Origin of the sequence: Moorena sp. SIOASIH (assembly GCF_010671925.1) — a bacterium.
Classification (GTDB): Bacteria; Cyanobacteriota; Cyanobacteriia; order Cyanobacteriales; family Coleofasciculaceae; genus Moorena.
Map to the genome: position 1 here is coordinate 187,744 of NZ_JAAHIH010000008.1, position 15,306 is coordinate 203,049.

Genomic DNA, 15,306 nt, shown 5'->3' on the forward strand with positions numbered 1-15,306 from the left:
ACTCAAAGTCCCCCTTTTTTAAGGGGGATAATGGGGGATCTCCGAGGCAATAAAACACGACCTAGGGGTGGGTTCCTCTTGCCTATTGCCTATTGCCTCTTGCCTCTTCTCCCTGTTCCCGATTCCCGATTCCCGATTCCCGATTCCCGATTCCCTAAAATAAAAAAATTGTCTACCTTACCCCATTAACAATTGCTATCTATGGAAACTCAACCTGATTCAAACCTAACTGATTCAAACCTAAGTAAAATCCCTTCTGGAGAAACCTGGAACTATGAAGCGACGGTGGCTAAAGTTGAAACTATTATTAGGCAAATAGAAACGGGAGAACTAGAACTAGCAGAGGTGTTTGATCAGTTCGCTACTGCTGTCGAATATCTCCATCAATGTGAAGATTTTCTGGCCGAGCGACAGCAAAAGATGGATTTGTTGATTGAGACGCTGACTAATGATTCTGATTTTTAATAGTAATAAGCCTGTCAGCTGTCAGCCGTCAGGTTTTGAATAAAAGAGGTAAGCATTCGTTAGGTCACAGGCTAGAAGCCTGTGCCACAAACTAGAAGCCTGTGCCACAAACTAGAAGCCTGTTCCACAAATTAGAAGCCTGTGCCACAAATTAGAAGCCTGTTCCACAAACTAGAAGCCTGTGCCACAAAGCTGACCGCTGACCGCTGACCGCTGACCGCTGACCGCTGAATGCTGACATCAGCCCATCCCTTGAATACCAACATGTCCAGCAAAGGCATACCAATCTTCACTAAAGCCTTTGAATTCCAGATCTTTCAGGCTAAATTTTACGTGATTCTCCTCCACAGTAAACTTAATGGTATTATCAGCATTAGGTTGATCAGTAACAATCACCAATTCAGTGCCTGCTGGAATTTCCTGCTTTGATGCTTCATTCAACATATTAGATTGAATAGGAGCTCGCTTAATTACCGTATCTTGATTAAAGAAAAGGTTAAGTAAAACAGGTTGATTGACTAAGGTATTCTGATAAATAGGAATGTTGAAAGCAGTCTTATCCTCTTGTTTAGACACTACATTACTAACAGTTTCTACCGGTTGAATACTATCCATCATAATTGCTACATGGTCTTCAAAGGCATACCAATCACCACTGAAACCCTTAAAAGCAATATCTTTTAAACCCAGTTTAATGTGATTGCCAGATTCCTGACCATAATAGCGAAGTACTAATAGAGTACCTGCTGGTACCATCTGACGTTTATTATCAGGCAATTGCGACGATTGAATCGGCTCTTGCTTGAGATAGCTATCTTGCTTAAACAGAATTCTTAATACATTTGCCATGACAGTATACCGGTTTTTAATTGGGTAAGGTAAAAATCAAACTTTTAGAATTAAGAATGTAGAATTAAGAATGTAGAATTAAGAATGTAGAATTGAGAATTAAGAATTAAGAATTAAGAATTGAGAATTGAGAATTAAGAATTGAGAATTGAGAATTGAGAATTGGGAATTCACCATTCTGCCTTCACCATTGACCATTCACCATTGACCATTCACCATTGACCATTCACCATTCACCATTCACCATTCACCATTCACCATTCTTAATTCTACATTCTACATTCTACATTCTTAATTATCCATTCTACATTCTTAATTATCCATTCTTAATTCTTAATTATTCATTCTTAATTATCCATTCTACATTCTTAATTATCCATTCTTCATTCTTCATTCTAAATTATTTATTCTAAATTATTCATTCAACTAATACTACCCCGTTTACGAGCCTCCTTATAGGATATTCCCACATTCTTGACACCTGCCCGAATCATTTGTTGTTCAAGCAAAGCAAAGAAGCGATTCCGGTCACCGGCCTTAATCACGGCCTGATTATGAGCTTCAGACACAGCAATGGGATAACCATATCCTTTATATACCTGCCCCAGCATTAAACTCAAGGCTTGATTGAGCAAGGCTGAATTCTGGGCTACCCATTCTGGCATCTCGATACGAGCAATTTCTGTACCCACATGGACATAACAGAAATAGATCCGGTGATGGTCGTATAAATCCAGAATCCGTGCGGAACTCTGAAATAGAGGGCTACGCTGTCCTGGTTGCAAGAAACTTGCCCACAGAGTGGTATCCCGCAAGGGGTCTATCACCTGACAGGGCAACTTGTCCGTGAGATTACCACATTGGGTGATACATTTTGGTGTTTCATAGGGACAAGCTGGTAATCTGAGGAAATTAACCATTTCTACACTACGAGAAGCACTCAGGTAACCAATCAGGGGTACATTAACAGAACGCAACTGCTCCCAAGCTGTTAGAATCGGAGGCAGTATGCGATCGCGTGCTTCCCCTGGCATCCCATCTAGAAACCAGTAAATTAGGGAACCATCTACTATCGCTAGATTGGGGGTATCCCTGTGGGGGGCTGGTGGATTCACCCAACGGCAAGCCATTTCTGCTAACATCGATACCTCGGAAATGGTGCGTCGATGTCCCATCCACTCCTCCGTGCGAATCCCCCACTGACGAGAAATATATAAGTCTTCCGGTCGGTAGAACACTTCGGGCACACTATCTAACAGAGGGTAGAGACTTTGTCCATAGTGCAACATTACCCGACCCACATTAATCACATAACAGTAGAGGATTTCGTGGTGAGAGGGGGAAATTTGAGACCCATCGGTGGCGAAAACACTATGGCTTTCTGGGGGAATACTGATATCAACACAAGTATCCAGAGCTTCTACAGGTGTTGCCGCCGTGAAAATCATGCGATCGCGCCATTGCTGATGAGACTTGACCAAACTCTCTTGTTGTGTTTTAGCCTTTGCCAGTAATTGTTCAGCCCGTTCTAAGCGTTGGCGAGACGCCACCGCCTCTAGTCTCAGGTGATTACTAATACCAGGGATTTGTCCTGCCAGTTTTGCCAGATCAAGCATGGAGAGCTCATCAGTAGATTTACTGTAGATTTACGAATTGCCCCCTAAATCCCCCAAAATTGGGGGACTTTGACAGTATAGCGGTTTTTATCCTAATGAGGTACACAAGTTTTTTCCCTCTTCTGTCTTCTGTCTTCTCTATTCTCTCTTCCCTGTTCCCTGTTCCCTGTTCCCTAAAACCCCAAAATTGTACCTCACCTAATTGAAAACCGCTATAGTACCCAGATTTGGGGGGTTAGGGGGGCAAAACCAACTAAACTTCGTAAGTCCTAACTAAGGGAAAATTAGTGATCTGTAACACAGGTTTCTTGTGATCATAAACGACTCATGAAGTGATCCGAAACCAACAGAGATAAATAAACACAATTGTATACATCAGGCTCCAATAACAAACGCGATCCTATACACCAGCCTCAGATCACAAACATGATTGCATACATCACCTTTTCATACTGACAGTATCCATGTCAGTAATTTCCACGAGGTAAAATGTTATGAAGAATCGCCAATTAATGATGTCCTTGTCCCTGGCATCTGCAGCAGTAATTGGTGGTAACGCCCCAGCTCAAGCCATAGACTTCGACTTCAGCTATCAACCAGGAACTACCCTCGAACAAATGCTCGCGTTTGAAATGGCTGGTGAGATTTGGTCTTACTATTTAACCGATGATGTCACCGTCAAAATTCACGTTGAGATGACCGACGGCTTGCCCTCTAACATCCTCGGTGGGGCACTCCCTGGTCTGCAAAAGAATAAAAACTACAAAACATTTCGGAAGAAGCTGAAGTCTGATAGAACATCGGAAGATGATTATATTGCTTATGATAGTCTGCAAGAACATCAGTATAGTGATGGCAATACTCGCTATCATGGGGTGTTTGAAAGCGGAGAAGGGTGGTACAACAAAAACATTGCTCTGACCAATGCCAATGCCAAAGCCATAAAATACCACAGCAATAACTCCCTGCTCGATGGCTATATCGTCATGAATGATACCTTCAATTGGAGCTATGATTACCAGCGTAATGCCCCAACCCCATCAGACGCCGTAGACTTCCTGAGTGTGGCCATGCATGAAATTGGTCATATCTTCGGCTTCGTCAGTGGGGTCGATTCGACCATACTCGCGGATAATGACGCTAGTTATGAGATGAACCTTGAGCGTCTGATGCGTACTACCGCCCTGGATATGTACCGCTATACTAACTGGAGCGCAAATATTAACAGGATTGATATGGCCTATGGTGTCAACGCCTTATTTTCCATTGATGGGGGTGATACAGCTCGGGCAGAGTTTTCTGAAGGCAAGGATCCCCATTTAGGATTCGGAGGTGATGGGTATCAAGCCAGCCACTGGGACGGTCAGGGCAATGATTTGGGCGTTATGAAGCCAGCCCTAGGTTGGGCAGAGAGGTCCGATATCTCACCACTAGATTTGGAAGCCTTTGATGTGATTGGCTGGGACCTTAACTCCGTTGTGTTCGGCTCAGATGACCGTCCCAGTGAATCAAATATGACCCTAAATCTGAATAACTTGGTCAACAACGCCAAGAATACCTTAGCCGACGAAATCGGTGACTATTTGAATGATCCTAACGTCGATGCCTCATCCATCGACTGGTATATCGCCAATGATAACGAAACAGCAGGCTCCTGGCTAGATGAAGACCGCATCCAGGATGTGATCGACATGTACGAATCGGGCTATGGTGGCGGTAGTGGCGGTGGCAGTGGCGGTGGTGGCAGTGGTGGCGGCAGTGGCAGTAGTGGTGGTGGTGGCAATGGCAATGACAGTGGGCAAGTATTAGGCCACGTGCTAGAACAGGGTTTTTTTTCGGATTTCAATTGGTCAACCTTCAATCCTGACCAGGGAGTGGCTCAGGTGCCAGACCCAGGGGCGACCAGTGGCTTAATTGGCTTAGGTCTGTTCGGCATTGGTGGTTTGTTCAAGGGTCGTAGCAGGTAGTGCAGCCATCTGGCCTGATCAAAAAAGGGAACAGGGAACAGTAGCAAAGAGAGCCAAAGGGTGCATCTTAGTATTTGTAAAAAAAATGGGCTCTACCGAACTTGCTGTGTAGAAAGGTTATCAAATAATTATTATAATCATTATTGGGCGAGAGTTTTAGTTTTTAAAATAGCAAAGGGAACAGGGAATAGGGAACAGGTAACAGGGAGTAGGGAGTAGGGAGCAGGGAACAGGGAACAAAAATTCTCACAATTCATTGAGGATTGATATATAATGATTTTTTATAAATAACCGTTCCCATCAGACCTAGTCGGCAATAAGTGCGGTTTTATACATACTATGTTCGGTAGAGCAAAAAAATGGAAGTGTGGGAATTTTATGAGAATTTTTTCCTAATTTCAAAAGCATGGAACATAGGGTTACAGACATTTTTGAAATCAATAGACCTCTGGCAAAAGTATTTTTTTGATACTGTTTTCGTCAATTCTTGTTACTGTTTTCTGTCTCCTGTCTCCTGTCTCCTGACAACTGCCGCGAAGTCTAATCAGGTACACAATAGACATCGCCGCAGTTGTTGGGAACTTCGGATCTCGGTAGAAGAATTGACCCAAACAGTATCTGATTTCTATAATCCGTCTGAGGTACTTACGCTATAGCGGTAGGTTTGGTGTGGGTACCTCACACAGATTGCTGTGGATCCTCTGGGGGAGGATGTAACCCCCCTTTGACCCAAAGTTGTCGAGATTTCACGATGAATTTTTCAGTGCGACGCTCGTCGTTGAGATCCAGTCGAGCGCAGGTTGCTCGTCCTGTTGGGCTGGTGCCTATAATGCGCAGACCATCAGCTGTCCAGATGAAATGATCAGACCATGACTGTAAACGAGGGTTGAACAAGGGGACTTCGTTTCCGGTATCGGGATCAATTCCGGTTGTGAAGTTGTAGCGCCTTTCGTTGCAGCGACGGCAGGCTAAGGCAAGATTATCTAGACGATCAGTTCCCCCCAATGATCTTGGCCAAAGATGATCGACCGAAAGGGGTGCGTTGCTTAGAATTTCGGGATAGTGACAATATTCACATTGAAATACTGCCCGTTTTCTGAGCTGCTGGTAGAGCTGTTTAGGAATGGGCATTGGCAGCTTCAGCCATCATGACTGCATTGATATAGCTGAAAATATCATCCAGTTCGCCAATGGCTTCCAGCTCCAGTGTTTCGTCTGGAGTGAGTTGATCGTCTTTTTTCTTATCGAGCAGGGTTTGCATCCGCTCCCCAAGCTCATCGGTGAATTTGAACAGGGTTAAGTTATTGGTTCGCTCAAGGCGAAGTCCTTGATGCAAAAAGGTGGATGGTTTGATCCCGATAGCAGTCATAGTTGTTTTTGTGAGGAATCTTATTGATTTTAGCAATTCGGAGAAACGGAGATCTGGAGCTCCAACCCGGGCGCGAGGAGATGGCCAGATCAAATTGATGTCTAGCCCTAATTTCGGTGAATTGCTATTAATGAGTTTTTCATAACTATGAGCTACACAGGATTTTTGGCGTTGCGTCAGTCTTCTTTTGAATAGGAGTAGAGTGGGCATCCTGCCCGCGCGAAAATATATTGAAACTGGCAAGATGCCAGTTCCACCAAGATCCCCATTCCACGGCCAGATCCCCATTCCACAGGTGCGACCCGTTGTAACGGGCAAGATGCCCATTCCACCAAGATGCCCATTCCACGGGTGCGACCCGTAAGGGGCAAGATGCCCATTCCACCAAGATGCCCATTCCACCTCACTCTTAAAATCATTCCATTATTAGCCGGATTTTTTACCTGTTCCCTATTCCCTATTCCCTATTCCCTATTCCCTATTCCCTGTTCCCTGCTCCCTAAAACCCAAGAATTTGTACCTGACCCAATTGAAAACCCCTGTAAAACAATTTCCCCTTTTCTAGTCATCAGCGTTACTTGGTCTAGAGGTTTGGGAATTCTAGAGGATAGTTCTTGCCCACAACATGCTTGAGTCTCTAGAAAAGCCTCATGGTCATCACAGATTTTTGTAAATTGCCACCTAAGTCGCATCACAATAAACCCTTCAACCAACTCCTGACCTTGCCCATTGCCTGTTACCTAGTGGCTCAGATGCCCTTGCTCTGCTCTGCTCAAATTGTTCCAGATAATACTCTACCGAACAATTCCATTGTTACTCCGAATGGCAACATCATTGAGATTACTGGTGGTACCACTGCAGGGGGTAATCTCTTCCATAGCTTCGAGCAGTTTTCCGTTCTGACTGGGAATACAGCCTTTTTCAACAATTCCCTCACCATTGAGAATATTATTAGCCGGGTCACTGGTGGGTCGATTTCCAATATTGATGGCTTAATTCGAGCTAACGGTAACGCTAACCTGTTTTTAATCAATCCCAATGGCATCGTGTTTGGTTCGGAGGCTTCTCTAGATATTGGTGGTTCGTTTATCGGCTCTACCGCTAACAGCATTAAATTTGCCGATGGCAGTGAATTTAGTGCTACCAATCCCCAGGAGCCTCCCCTGTTAACCATTAATATTCCCACTGGTTTACAGTATGGCTCCCAAGCCAATCCAGGCGGAATTGTGATCAACGGGCCTGGGAACAATATGAGTCTTGATCGCAATACATTTGCAGTAATCAGAGACAATCGAACGGTGGGGCTGGAAGTACAGCCAGGTAAAACCTTAGCCTTGGTGGGGGGTGATGTTGCTCTCGTCGGTGGAAATCTCACCACAGCCGGAGGACGGATTGAACTGGGGAGCGTCCAGGGAGAAGGGATGGTAACCCTGACCCCAACTAACTCAGGTTGGACATTAAGCTATGACGATGTAGGACAATTTCAGGATATTACCTTTTCCCAAGCGGCGTCAGTGAGTACCAGTGGTAATGACGGGGGTGAAATCCAGGTGCAGGGTCGGCGGGTGACCCTTACTGAGGGGTCAGCCATCTTAGCCGATACCCTGGGCAGTGGGGCTGGGGGAAGTTTGACGGTAAAGGCGACCGAGGCATTGGACGTTATCGGTACCGCTGCCAATAATTTCTTTTTCAGCGGTTTATCTGCTGATCTGGCACCAGGGGCTACTGGGAATGGGGGTAATTTAGTCATTGACACGGAGCGGTTGCGGGTTGCTGATGGCGCTCAGATATCCAGTGGGACCTTTAGCTCAGGGAATGCTGGCACCTTGACCGTCACCGCTGCTGAGGTAGAGGTGATTGCTGGCTCCAACTCCGGTCCCAGTGGTTTGTTTGCGCTAGTAGAAGTAGGGGGTACCGGGAATGGGGGCAATTTGATCATTGACACCGAGCGCTTGCGCATGACTAATGGGGCTCAAATCTCAGTTAGTACCTTTGGCAAAGGGAATGGGGGAGATTTACGAGTTCAGGCCAAGGAGGTAGACCTGATTGGTACGGCTTTTGGCAGGTTCCCCAGTGGGTTGTTAGCAAATGTCGAAGAAGGAGCTACCGGGAATGGGGGCAATTTGACCATTGAGACTGAGAGCTTACGGCTGAGTGATGGAGCTCAAATTGCAGCTACTACCTTTGGCACAGGGGATGCAGGATCCTTGACTGTTAAGGCTCAAGATGTGCAATTGACTGGGACGTCAACCGCAGAATTAGCCAGTGGCTTATTTACAGAAGTCAGACCAAAAGCGATCGGGAATGGGGGCGACTTGACCATTGAGACTGAGAACTTGCGGTTGACTGATGGGGCTCAGATTGCAGCCACTACCTTTGGTCAAGGAAATGCTGGTTCGATCATGGTGCAGGCTACTGAGATCGAACTAATTGGTACTTCACCAGGGGGATTACTTAGTGGCGTTTTAGCCAATGTGGAACCAAAGGCGATCGGGAATGGGGGCGACTTGACCATTGAAACCAAGGGCTTGCGGCTGACTGATGGAGCCCAGATCAGAGCAATTACCCTTGGAGAAGGGGATGCCGGTTCTATAGAGGTAAAGGCAACAGACGTCGAATTAATTGGTACCTCACCACAGGGATTACCCAGTGCCTTATTGACAGAAGTCCGACCAAACGCGATCGGGGATGGGGGCAACTTGACCATTGAGACTGAAAACTTGCAGCTGACTGATGGGGCTCAGATTGCAGCGACTACCTTTGGTGAAGGGGATGCCGGTTTTTTAACCATACAGGCAATCGATCTACAATTGAGTGGTACCTCACCACAGGGATTAGCCAGTGGCTTATTTACAGAAGTCAGACCAGAAGCGATCGGCAATGGGGGCAACTTGACCATTAACACGGAACGCTTGCGGCTGAGTGATGGGGCTCAGATTACAGCTAATACCTTTGGTGAAGGGGATGCAGGTCCGATGAGGGTGCAAGCCACTGAGATAGAACTAATTGGTACCTCACCAGAGGGATTACCCAGCGCTCTGTTAGGGAATGTGGAGCCAGAAGCAATTGGGAATGGGGGCAACTTGACCATTAACACCGAACGCTTGCGGCTGAGTGATGGGGCTCAGATTGCAACTACTACTTTTGCTGAAGGGGATGCAGGTCCGATGACAGTGCAGGCTACTGAGATCGAACTAATTGGTACTTCATCACAGGGATTACCTACTGGCCTCTTGGCCAATGTGGAACCAGACGCGATCGGCAATGGGGGCGACTTGACCATTAACACCGAGGCCTTGCGGCTGAGTGATGGGGCTCAGATTTCAGCAATTACCCTTGGTATAGGGGATGCTGGTTCTATAGAGGTAAACGCAACAGACGTCGAATTAATTGGTATCTCACCACAGGGATTAGCCAGTGGCTTATTTACACAAGTCCAACCAGGAGCCATGGGTAATGGGGGTGGTTTGACCATTAACACCGAGGGCTTGCGAATTACTGATGGGGCTAGGATTTTAGCGACTACCTTTGGTACGGGGGATGCCGGTTCTATAAAGGTAAACGCAACAGACGTCGAATTAATTGGTACCAGAACGAATTTCGCTAGCGCTATATTTGCCAATGTGGAATTAGACGCCATAGGCAAAGGGGGTGAGCTGACCCTTGAAACTGAACGCTTGCGGTTGGTGGATGGCGCTCAAGTGGGAACCATTACCAGAGGCCAAGGGGATGGGGGAACCTTGAGAGTTCAGGCACAGGAGATAGAACTAATTGGGACATCAGACCTAGGTGCCAGCGGACTATTGGCGAATGCGATCGCAGGTACTGGTAATGGCGGTAAATTAGAAGTCTTCACGGATCAGTTAATTATCCGAGATGGAGCAACAATCAGTGTCAGTAACTTCCAAAGCAATGACCTGCTACTACCAGGACAAGGCACAGCTGGGGATATTGAGATTGTGGCAAACTCCATCGAGCTTTCCAACAGCGGATCGGACACTCCCAATGGTGGTGGTATTACCGCATCCAACTTCTCCGCTGGAGGAGGCAATATTGATATTTCGGCTAATCAAATCACCAGTAATCGAGGGGAAATCACTGCCACCTCTGAGCTTAGCGGCGGCGGTAATATTGACATTACTAGTGACTTACTGTTCCTTTCAAACCAGAGCGGGATTAGTACCAGCGTTAATGACAGTACTGGTGGTGGCGGTGATATTAAGATTAATAGTGATTTTGTAGTGGTTGTAGAAAATAGTAATATCGCAGCCAATGCCATATTGGGTCCTGGCGGTAATATTGATATCACGACTCAAGGTCTGTTTCTGTCTCCAGATAGCCAGATTACTGCCAGTTCTGAATTTGGTGTGGATGGTCAAATCAACATTAGCAATCCAGACTTAACTCAAAACCTAGGATTAATCCCATTACCAGCAAGTATCATTGATACTGGTCTACTGATTGCCACAGGCTGTAGCACCGATGATGAGCAGAATTCATTTGCTCTGCTTGGACGAGGGGGCTTACCCACTGACCCCACTGACCCCCTCAAAGGTGAAACCATTTGGATCGATTGGCGGGATTTCTCGGCCACCAGGCGTCAATTGTATCGGGCTGCTCGCAATCGGGGGAAAAAACCCAATCAGGAACCTCAAGTGACAGCGAAAAAGCCACCAATTATTGAAGCTCAAGGATGGATCATCAATAAAGATGGAATTGTGGAGTTGGTGCCTTATCCCACTGGTCCTGAGCTCAAACCAGTATTGAATACTTCCATCAACTGTCATAATCTTAGGTAAGTATCATGGGATTGTAAGCTATCAGCTATAGGGAACAGGGAACAGGGAACAGGGAACAGGGAACAGGGAACAGGGAACAGGGAACAGAGGGTTACAGAGATTTTATAGCGTTTATCGTACTTATGAGGTACAGTATTATTTCAGGCTGATTCCCTGTCTTGATGCAGTCGCTCATGGGGGAAACCACGGCAGTTGCTCATGGGGGGAACCACGGCAGTCGCTCATGGGGGGGACCCCCAAGACCGCGCTGCCTCCCCAAGACCGCACTGCCTCCCCAAGACCGCGCTGCATCGCTTACAACCCTCTTGAATATTGCCTTTTGCCTTTTGCCTCTTGCCTTAAAAGGATAAGCTTTGTCCTCACTCCTCCTGAGAATTGCTATATATATCTGAGTAAGTAATTCCTACATAACCTGATCATCAACAAACGCGATGTTTTTAAGGCCAAAGGCCAAGCTACGCGAACAGAGCCGCTACGGGATCAACAAACACGAACGCATACCGGATATTCCTAACACCTACGCGATGCTCTTAAGGCCAAAGGCCACGCTACGCGAACAGAGCCGCTACGCGATCGCATACGTCAGAGTCATAAAACAAATGCGATCGCATACATCAGTCTGACATACTCAAAGCATAGATTTACAACAAGGAAGTGAAAATTATCCTTAAGTTTCAATTACCAATGTCATTTTATCCAGCAACCGTAGTCTATAGAATTTACAAATAGATCATGAAAACCAGCCCTCTATAATTTTCTATGATTTTTGAATATTTTGATGACATAACTAGTTTAGTTATATAGCAAAGGGAGTAGGGAGTAGGGAGTAGGGAGTAGGGAGTAGGGAGTAGCGATGCAGAGTGGTCTTGGGGAGCCAGCGCCGTCTTGGGGGAAACCGCCGTGAGGCCACTGCATTGCTTTTGGCAAAAACACTCTTCGGGAATAGAAGGCTAATATCATGTTATGACAATTACCCTTAATAAAAATCTCCCCCATCTCCCTATCTCCCTATCTCCCCACCCTCCCCACACTTCCCACACTTCCCACACTTCCCACACTTCCCCTGACTAATTTAGAGACATAAAAGTTTTAGTTGCGTCTGTTTTTAAGCAGAAACAATTGGCAGAATAACTTTACTTTTACCTATACTAATCAATATAGTATTTTTCCTATTAATGAAGTTGTAAACACCTATTTTTTCCCGATTCCCGATTCCCGATTCCCGATTCCCGATTCCCGATTCCCGATTCCCGATTCCCGATTCCCGATTCCCGATTCCCAATTCCCTAATTATGACATTCATATTAAACTCTCATAATGTGTTTGACTATCTAGCTGCTCGTGGTTTATGCAATCCCTCCGAGCAAGCTCTCAGTAAAATTGAGCCACTGGAAGCCAAGAACTTTAACTTATTGTTGACCTTTCCAGATGGTAATAAGCTGCTCGTCAAGCAGGAGCGACATAACCAGGAAGGGAAAGCCGCTGGTGAGTTTTTGAATGAATGGCGAATTCAAGAATTCTTACAGCAATTTCCAGAACTTGCTAACCTCCGCTCTTTGATACCGGAAGTGCTGCATTTTGATGGTGAGAATTCCATTATGGTTTTCCGCTATCTCGATGACTATCGGGATTTAATGGATTTCTACGCCAAGGAAAATATCTTTCCTACAGAAGTTGCTGCCACCATCGGCACCCTCTTAGGAAAAATCCATCATCATACCTTTAATCGTAAAGACTATCAAGATTTCTTCTGTACCGAAAGCGATAATCAAACCACTGACCAAGTGCCTAGACTAGTTAACAGTTTAGAACGAATTGGTCCAGAAATCTTTGGTGCGGTACCTGCTGACGGGCTGAAATTCTTTGCCCTTTATCAACGATACGATAGTTTAGGGCAAGCGATCGCACAACTAGGGAATGCTTTTGCCCCCTGCTGTCTGACCCACAATGACCTAAAGCTAAATAATATCCTTCTGCACCAAGATTGGGAGCATGAAAGTACCAGCATGGTCAGGTTAATTGATTGGGAGCGCTGTAGTTGGGGAGACCCTGGGTTTGATTTAGGAACACTGATCAGCAGCTATGTCCAAATCTGGCTGAGTAGCCTGGTTATCAGTAAATCTTTAAGTATTGAAGAATCCCTACGTTTAGCCATGACCCCCTTGGAACAGCTCCAGCCTTCCATTGCTGCCCTAACCAAAGGGTATTTTGAAACCTTTCCAGAAATTTTAGAACACCGACCTGATTTCTTGCAGACAGCGGTGCAATTTACAGGTTTTGGTTTGATACAACGGATTCGGGCGATGATTGAGTACCAAAAATCCTTTGGTAATGCTGGGATTGCCATGCTTCAGGTTGCCAAGACCTTGTTGTGTCGCCCAGAACAATCCATGCCCACAATTTTTGGCCCTGCTATTGCAGAATTAATCCAACTCCGTCCTTCCGCTGTTTAAGATATAGCATTCCAATAACATCAAAAACGCTTCAAAGGTCTTTCCTACTGTTCCCTGTTCCCTGTTCCCTGTTCCCTGTTCCCTGTTCCCTGTTCCCTGTTCCCTGTTCCCTGTTCCCTGTTCCCTGTTCCCTGTTCCCTGTTCCCTGTTCCCTGTTCCCTGTTCCCTACTCCCTACTCCCTACTCCCTACTCCCTACCAAACTATGATCCAACTACTTGATTCTAAACAAATTCAATCATCCCACATCGCCAATCAGCAATTACTAGATGTTCTAGACGATATTGTTAACAAAGTAAAAATCCAATCAGACTTCTCTATTCACCATTCAGATTACAAACCGTTGGAAATTCCAGCCGAAGCTGTGGAACGTTTTCAACGGATGCCCGAAGATATGCAGCAAAAATATATCAGTCTGCAACTGCGGAGTTTTCTATATGGTATTTATTACAACGGTTCAATGCGAAATGCTCTCGCACCGGAAGCAGATACTGAAGCTGCGCCACTAGACCTGGAAAACAATACCATCCTGGGAGTAGATGTGGGATTTTATCAGCGACTGCACGACAGCAATAGTGGCAAAGGCTACTTTGACCCTGGTTGGTCTGTTCTCAGAGAAGAAAATGATGGTAGTTTGGCTGTGACTAAGGGAGGATTGAGGGTGCATATTGAACGGGATAAGCATCTGCCAGCATCCCACCAATCTGCCACCGTCGGGGATTCAGTAGCAATCCGTATGCCTAAGAATTTGGTGCAAAATGGCTTTTATATGGCCGTTGGCAATCTAGAAGCAAATCGTCCGCAAACAGACCAGTCAGTGACTGTGCGAATTTACTTCAACTTGACTCCTGACGGTGCAGTTGCGGTAATGGGTAGCTTAACCCAACAGCTGAACGACATGGAAATTCCTTTCCACTTTAAAGTTTTGTACAATCCCAAAGACTACGAACGGCACGATTCGGGAGTACTCTACTTTGACAAGTGTCACTATGACGCTGTTGAGGGAGTTTTAAAGACTGTTTATACAGAGCACCAATCCCATTTTCAGCCAGAGGTTCCCCTATTTACCATGGAGCTAGCACCAGGATTGGGGTTAGCAGAAGAACCAGACCAAAAATTTGCCGAACAGGAAAGCTTTGGCATGAATCGCTGTCAGATTGTGGCCAATGGTTTGTTGGAAGCTTGGCATCAAGGGGATGATTCCACTGAAGGAAAAATGAAGGCTATCCTTGGGCAATTTTCTAGGCTGGGGATTGACTTGGAGCGTGTTTATCTGAATGCCAATTCTGAAGATATTTATCAGTGTTTAGATAGATAGCAATCCTATCTGATTCGTGAAAGAAATGGGCTGCTTTAAGGCATTTGGCAGAAGGCACCCACCCCTAACCCCCTCACAGGGGTAGGTTTTTAACAAAGACGTGAGGTGTGGGGTGTGGGGTGTGGGGTGTGGGGTGTGGGGGATAAGACAATATACTTAATTTGTCGTTGTCTTGATCCAAAGCGCGAGTGGGGGAAACCCCCGCAGGTCGGGCTTTGGTGCGCTTTCGGAATCATTTTATTAAATTCGCGCTTATTGTCGCACCTCTGCATCGCTTTCTTATGCCCCACACCCCACACCCCATCCCCTACACCCCACACCTGAGGTCAAAGTAAAAAACCTACCCTTATGAGCCCCTAACCCCTCCCAGGAGGGGAATGGCAGAAGGGACCGGAGTTGGAGCTAGTTTTTAAGAAGTCCAGTGATTTGACAAATGATTTAGGATTGCTATATAGCAATTCTCATAATCAT

At 45.9% G+C, this 15,306-nt stretch carries 18 protein-coding genes; 11 read left to right on the forward strand and 7 right to left on the reverse strand.

What is annotated here, in order from left to right; all coding sequences use genetic code 11:
• The first annotated feature begins 30 nt into the window (after positions 1 to 30).
• Both F6J90_RS38960 and xseB read left to right on the forward strand, forming a co-directional pair.
• Positions 31 to 189, forward strand: coding sequence for a hypothetical protein (locus F6J90_RS38960; protein WP_293106908.1), 159 nt, complete (start codon positions 31 to 33; stop codon positions 187 to 189).
• A gap of 12 nt (positions 190 to 201) precedes the next feature.
• Positions 202 to 465 carry an exodeoxyribonuclease VII small subunit gene (xseB, locus tag F6J90_RS38965; RefSeq protein WP_293106911.1) on the forward strand — a complete coding sequence of 88 codons (264 nt, stop codon included), beginning with the start codon at positions 202 to 204 and terminating at the stop codon, positions 463 to 465.
• A 131-nt stretch (positions 466 to 596) separates the two neighbouring features.
• Here the strand turns inward: xseB and F6J90_RS38970 are convergent, their stop codons facing one another.
• The 3 genes from F6J90_RS38970 to F6J90_RS38980 form a co-directional block, all read right to left on the reverse strand.
• Positions 597 to 746 (reverse strand): hypothetical protein, encoded by a 150-nt coding sequence (locus F6J90_RS38970; RefSeq protein ID WP_293106913.1) that lies wholly within the window; start codon positions 744 to 746, stop codon positions 597 to 599.
• Positions 706 to 1,314, reverse strand: coding sequence for a hypothetical protein (locus F6J90_RS38975; RefSeq protein WP_293106916.1), 609 nt, complete (start codon positions 1,312 to 1,314; stop codon positions 706 to 708). The genes F6J90_RS38970 and F6J90_RS38975 overlap by 41 nt, the downstream gene beginning before the upstream one ends.
• Positions 1,315 to 1,736: 422 nt before the next feature.
• The gene (locus tag F6J90_RS38980) at positions 1,737 to 2,930 is read right to left on the reverse strand and encodes a DNA double-strand break repair nuclease NurA (protein WP_293106919.1); all 1,194 of its coding nucleotides are present in this window, start codon (positions 2,928 to 2,930) and stop codon (positions 1,737 to 1,739) included.
• Positions 2,931 to 3,424: 494 nt separating this feature from the next.
• Between F6J90_RS38980 and F6J90_RS38985 the strand changes: the two genes are divergently transcribed.
• On the forward strand, positions 3,425 to 4,897 hold the full coding sequence (locus F6J90_RS38985; RefSeq protein ID WP_293106922.1) for an NF038122 family metalloprotease: 1,473 nt from the start codon (positions 3,425 to 3,427) through the stop codon (positions 4,895 to 4,897).
• A gap of 678 nt (positions 4,898 to 5,575) precedes the next feature.
• Here the strand turns inward: F6J90_RS38985 and F6J90_RS38990 are convergent.
• From F6J90_RS38990 to F6J90_RS39000, 3 genes are all read right to left on the reverse strand, one after another.
• Positions 5,576 to 6,028 carry an HNH endonuclease gene (locus F6J90_RS38990; protein WP_293106925.1) on the reverse strand — a complete coding sequence of 151 codons (453 nt, stop codon included), beginning with the start codon at positions 6,026 to 6,028 and terminating at the stop codon, positions 5,576 to 5,578.
• Positions 6,015 to 6,266 (reverse strand): hypothetical protein, encoded by a 252-nt coding sequence (locus F6J90_RS38995; protein WP_293106927.1) that lies wholly within the window; start codon positions 6,264 to 6,266, stop codon positions 6,015 to 6,017. Before F6J90_RS38995 ends, F6J90_RS38990 begins: the two co-directional genes overlap by 14 nt.
• A gap of 176 nt (positions 6,267 to 6,442) precedes the next feature.
• The gene (locus F6J90_RS39000; protein ID WP_293106930.1) at positions 6,443 to 6,646 is read right to left on the reverse strand and encodes a hypothetical protein; all 204 of its coding nucleotides are present in this window, start codon (positions 6,644 to 6,646) and stop codon (positions 6,443 to 6,445) included.
• Here F6J90_RS39000 and F6J90_RS39005 point away from each other — a divergent pair.
• From F6J90_RS39005 to F6J90_RS39020, 4 genes are all read left to right on the forward strand, one after another.
• Positions 6,639 to 6,899, forward strand: coding sequence for a hypothetical protein (locus F6J90_RS39005; RefSeq protein WP_293106933.1), 261 nt, complete (start codon positions 6,639 to 6,641; stop codon positions 6,897 to 6,899). The genes F6J90_RS39000 and F6J90_RS39005 overlap by 8 nt on opposite strands.
• A 17-nt stretch (positions 6,900 to 6,916) precedes the next feature.
• Complete coding sequence (locus F6J90_RS39010; RefSeq protein WP_293106936.1) at positions 6,917 to 11,065, forward strand: filamentous hemagglutinin N-terminal domain-containing protein; 4,149 nt, start codon at positions 6,917 to 6,919, stop codon at positions 11,063 to 11,065.
• Positions 11,066 to 11,238: 173 nt separating this feature from the next.
• Positions 11,239 to 11,415, forward strand: coding sequence for a hypothetical protein (locus F6J90_RS39015; protein ID WP_293106938.1), 177 nt, complete (start codon positions 11,239 to 11,241; stop codon positions 11,413 to 11,415).
• A gap of 81 nt (positions 11,416 to 11,496) precedes the next feature.
• Positions 11,497 to 11,688, forward strand: a complete 192-nt coding sequence (locus F6J90_RS39020; RefSeq protein ID WP_293106941.1) for a hypothetical protein — start codon at positions 11,497 to 11,499, stop codon at positions 11,686 to 11,688.
• Positions 11,689 to 11,857: 169 nt separating this feature from the next.
• On the opposite strand, the gene F6J90_RS39025 is transcribed toward F6J90_RS39020, so the two are convergent.
• A complete protein-coding gene (locus F6J90_RS39025; RefSeq protein WP_293106944.1) occupies positions 11,858 to 12,061 on the reverse strand; it encodes a hypothetical protein in 204 nt (67 codons plus the stop codon).
• A gap of 97 nt (positions 12,062 to 12,158) precedes the next feature.
• Here F6J90_RS39025 and F6J90_RS39030 point away from each other — a divergent pair, with 97 nt between their 5' ends.
• From F6J90_RS39030 to F6J90_RS39045, 4 genes are read left to right on the forward strand one after another with little or no spacing between them, the layout of a single operon-like run.
• Complete coding sequence (locus F6J90_RS39030) at positions 12,159 to 12,383, forward strand: hypothetical protein (protein ID WP_293106947.1); 225 nt, start codon at positions 12,159 to 12,161, stop codon at positions 12,381 to 12,383.
• The gene (locus F6J90_RS39035) at positions 12,358 to 13,518 is read left to right on the forward strand and encodes a phosphotransferase (RefSeq protein WP_293106950.1); all 1,161 of its coding nucleotides are present in this window, start codon (positions 12,358 to 12,360) and stop codon (positions 13,516 to 13,518) included. Before F6J90_RS39030 ends, F6J90_RS39035 begins: the two co-directional genes overlap by 26 nt.
• Positions 13,437 to 13,739: a hypothetical protein gene (locus tag F6J90_RS39040; RefSeq protein ID WP_293106953.1), complete on the forward strand. Its 303-nt coding sequence runs from the start codon at positions 13,437 to 13,439 to the stop codon at positions 13,737 to 13,739. Before F6J90_RS39035 ends, F6J90_RS39040 begins: the two co-directional genes overlap by 82 nt.
• Entirely contained in the window at positions 13,723 to 14,835 is a 1,113-nt protein-coding gene (locus tag F6J90_RS39045; RefSeq protein ID WP_293106956.1) for a T3SS effector HopA1 family protein, read from the forward strand. Before F6J90_RS39040 ends, F6J90_RS39045 begins: the two co-directional genes overlap by 17 nt.
• Positions 14,836 to 15,306 lie beyond the last annotated feature (471 nt).